Origin of the sequence: Vulcanococcus sp. DEBay_Sum22DG08_74 (genome assembly GCF_017852955.1) — a bacterium.
Lineage (GTDB): Bacteria > Cyanobacteriota > Cyanobacteriia > PCC-6307 > Cyanobiaceae > Vulcanococcus.
The window spans coordinates 1-3,280 of sequence record NZ_JAFMKL010000149.1; the positions used below are offsets into that span (position 1 = coordinate 1).

Here is a 3,280-nt window from a genome sequence, read left to right on the forward strand (position 1 = left end):
TCGATGTGCTCTTGGGCGCCTTTCTTGCGGGGTACAGGGCGCAAGGTGTACTCAGTCAGCAGGCCCGAGCCCTTTTTGCTCAGCTGGAAGTCGATCTCAAGCATGTTCTCGAAATCTTCCATTTGGGAGATCGAGTCAAGCTCTTTCATGATTGACTTCTGCGTGACGGAGAAGACCTGCACGCTGCCCGAGTCGTAGTTGTAGACCGGGACTGCCACTGCGAACTTCACGTCTGCACTGCCGGGGCCGCCACGGCCTTCGCGGGGCTCGAACTCACCCATCTCGGCCTTGATGTCCACGTAGGTGGGCTCGTAGTCAAAGCGGAAGGGCTTGGACTGGCCTTCGGGTGAGGTGCCCCAGGACTCGTAGAACTCAAGGGGTTCTTCGCTGAGGAGTGCGAAGCGGACGCTGCCGCCGTCTGTCAGTTTTGATGGATTGAGATAGCCGCCGCCGGTGCCGCCGCTATTGACATTTGCTGATGCTTGCTTTGAGAGAAATCCCATTGTGAGAAGCGTGCTTGGTGTGGTCGCCCTAGGGCAACGGCTTACACACTAACACCATCTTGACGGGATGCCTACCATGGGAAAACGCCCCAGCTGCAAGGGTTCTGGGGCGACATGTCAATCCCGATAGGAGTCTAACGTGTCACAGAACAAGACACAAGAGCTGCTGGACTTTGTGCGCCAGCTGCCGGTTGGTTTTGCTTATGCACCCATCTATGCAAAGGGTACTGCGATCCAGTCTGGAAAGATTTCTAAGGGCAAAACTCCCCTAGAGCGCAGCCACCACACGGTCATGGCGCCGTCTGATGTGGCGCTCCAAATCGAGAGGAAGCCCGAGCTATTTCAGGCTGTTGGTGTTTTTACCGGGGCTCGCAGTTCTGGTCTCGTGATTCTTGATGTTGATCGCAACCTCTCCAAGCTGAAAAAGAAGTGGGGCGATTCACTTGATGGTGCTCCAGTTATTACTTCTACAAAGGCAAATGCTGCGAAGTATTTGTTTCTTGTTCCTGAGTATCTTTGGGGCTCTGTAAAGGGGTTCGGTCTATCTGATACAGGCGCAGGTTATGAAGTTCTCTGGGGTCGTCAGGGTCTTCTTTATGGTGCTTATCCGGGATCTAGTGATGGTAAAGCTCCGGAGGGTAGTTATGGCTTTGAGGGGGATATTGAGAATGTTCCAGTAGCCCCTGAATGGCTGTTGGCCGAGATGCGTGATGCAGCTGGCCGTGAAGTTCAGGACGGTGGTTTTATCAAAAACCGTAAGGCTTTGGATTTCTCGGATAGAGAGCCAGCGGAGGTTGCTGAAATTGTTCAGTCCGCTTTGCGCGTGATTCCAGGGCAAGGCGCTGGTAGCCGGGATCACTGGGTAAAGGTGGGCATGGCAATCCACTCGGAGCTTCCTACTGACCTTGGTCTGACTTTGTGGTCGGCGTGGTCTGCTGAGGATCCTGAGTACAGCCAAGAGTGGGCTAGTTCCAATCCTTGTGAAGAGGTTTGGAACAGTTTTCGGAAGGGGCCGGTAAGCCTTGGGACTCTGTTCTGGATGGCGGACCAGCAGCTGCCGGGGCGGTTGTGGCTTTCTGAGGATCTCAGGAAGGTTGTGGCGGATGCTGAGGCCGATAACGTCACACGCATTCGGCAAGTCGTAATCACTTACGCCGAGGTGATCAAGCGGGCTAAGGCGATTCAAGAGATCCAGAACCCGGCTGAGGCAGCTCACGCCATGAATGTCTTGGCTTTGGAGGCTGGATACCGTGACGCTGGAGCACTGGAGCGGCTGCTGATCGCTCAGATGCAGTTCGAGCATCAGGACGATGAAATGACTTTGAACCGTTTGCTTGAAAAAGATTTGAAGTTTGAGTATCTGATTCCGGATTTGCTGCCATGTCCTGGCACCGTGATGATTCACGGCGCTGGTGGTGATGGCAAATCCATGTCGGCATGGACGCTTGCCAAGCATGTGGCACGAGGAATGCCCTTCTCAGTGCGGGGTGATCTCGTTCCAGTTGAGGCGGGGCCTGTCTTGATCCTCAACGGCGATCAAAGCGAAGTGCAGGTTCAGCAGCAGCTTCGCGATCTGGAGTTTCGGCCTTCTGATCCAGTCACCGTTGTGATGGGTTGGGATCTCAACTGGTACTACCGCTTCACCAAGCTGATCGAGAAGCATCGCCCCAAGCTGGTGATCATCGACTCGATCACTGGTTGCAGCAGGGGATCGGCCTTTGATGAAAACAAAAAGGAATTTGCGAGTCCCATCTACTGGCTGGCAAACAACAATGGGCGCCTTTTCCCGGCCTGCACCATCCTGTTGATTCACCATGCCAACAAGACGGGCGGTTTCCGTGGCTCTACGGCCATCAGGGACGCTGTGGATGAGGTCTGGGGGCTTCGTAGGCCTTCGCCCCAGCAGGTGGCTCAGACAGGCTCCAATGCCCGTCTGATCACCGTTGAGAAGTCCAGGGCAGGGCGGGATGGCAGCAGGCTGCTCATGAAGCTCGAAAACGACCTCACCTTCTCCCTTACGGATTACGTCGATACGGACGCTGGAGACGCCAGCCCGGCCTCTGTAGTGGATCGGGTGCTCCAGCGCATTAGGGCGGCTTTCCCACGCTCTCTGACGCGGGCTGAGCTTGCTGCTGATCCGCTGTGTGGTGGCAGCACCTCCGGAATCACCAAAGCGACCCAGCGTTTGGTGTCTCGTGGGCTGATTCAGGTAGCTGAAACACGTCCCAGTAAAAAAGGCGGTTCTCCACTGCCTGCTTACCAAGCTTTGGTCTCGCGTGAAAAGCCCCTAAATACCTGTCCAGCTGGGACAAAACCCAGTCAGGGACTGGAAAGTACAGCTGGACAACCCTTTGAGGTGTCCAGCTCGTGTCCAGCTGGTTCCGAGCAGCTGGACACCCACCTGGACACAACACCCCCCTGTCCAGCTGTACTTCCCAGTGATACCAGTGGATCTGCCCCAGCTGGACACCTTTTGGAGGTATCCCCAAGGGAAGAGCGTTCTCCGGAGGCCTTGGACGCGCTCATGGAACAGGCAGCGGAGCTTTGGGACTGATGGGACACTTCCACACGCCTAACTTTTTCCTAGCGCTGCTTCGTGCAGGCGCCTGGCTGTTTTGGAGGAAACCCGTGGCCAAGTCCGAACCACCCACACCGAAGCGGCCCAGGCGGCCTGTGTTCTGTTACAACGTCGGCGACATCCCCTACGACCTCTTCGCCATCATCCGTATCTCCTGGTATCGCAAGGGCATGCCCTACGAGATCGAGGAGTACCAGAT

Annotated in this window: 2 protein-coding genes; one reads left to right on the top strand and one right to left on the bottom strand. The window is 55.9% G+C overall.

Features of this window, described 5'->3' with window-relative positions; translation table 11 throughout:
- The coding region (locus QZ184_RS10880; RefSeq protein ID WP_296419615.1) for a hypothetical protein at positions 1-503 on the bottom strand (503 nt) is incomplete at its 3' end.
- 139 nt (positions 504-642) lie between these two features.
- Between QZ184_RS10880 and QZ184_RS10885 the strand changes: the two genes are divergently transcribed.
- Positions 643-3,057, top strand: coding sequence for an AAA family ATPase (locus tag QZ184_RS10885; RefSeq protein WP_296419617.1), 2,415 nt, complete (start codon positions 643-645; stop codon positions 3,055-3,057).
- The last annotated feature ends 223 nt before the right edge of the window (positions 3,058-3,280 follow it).